Here is a 634-nt window from a genome sequence, read left to right on the forward strand (position 1 = left end):
GTTTTTATCGGCCACTATGGATTTTCAACAACTTATCTTGAACAAGGAGCGACGCTGGCAGCGTAATCTCGTGATTATGTCAGTCGTACTCGTTTTACTCTCTACTATTCACTTGATGGTCGGGGAGGTTTTCCTTTCTCCTTTTCAATCCCTCTCTGTATTTGAGCAAAAGCTATTACTGGATTTGCGTCTGCCAAGATTGGTCGCAGCAGCAATGATAGGAGCTGCATTGGCCGTATCTGGTGCCACACTACAAGTTTTGTTGGGGAATGTGCTGGCAGAGCCGGGCGTGCTTGGCATTTCTGGTGGTGCAAGTTTGGCGATGGTTTTGGTGATGTTTGCATTGCCTGTGCTGCCAACGCCTATGATCTTTATGTTGGCGGCGATAGCTGGCTCGATGTTGTTCACGCTGATATTGGTTGGTATTGCTCGGGCGATGCATCTCACGACAGCGCGTTTACTGTTAGTCGGTGTCGCGTTGGGTATTTTATCCAGTGCCATCGTGACATGGGCTTTTTACTTCAGTGACGATTTAAGCCTACGCCAGCTAATGTACTGGCTTATGGGGAGCATTGGTGGCGCGAGTTGGTATCAGCACTCGGTAACATTAGTCATGTTCCCTGTTCTAGTTTGG

The 634-nt window shown here is 48.3% G+C and carries 1 protein-coding gene; it reads left to right on the forward strand.

All coding sequences use genetic code 11. The features are described 5' to 3' along the window. Positions 1-16: 16 nt before the first annotated feature. The coding region (locus tag R7Z49_RS25860; RefSeq protein WP_318112525.1) for an iron chelate uptake ABC transporter family permease subunit at positions 17-634 on the forward strand (618 nt) is incomplete at its 3' end.

It is taken from the genome of Vibrio sp. 1562, assembly GCF_033340155.1.
GTDB lineage: Bacteria > Pseudomonadota > Gammaproteobacteria > Enterobacterales > Vibrionaceae > Vibrio > Vibrio alginolyticus.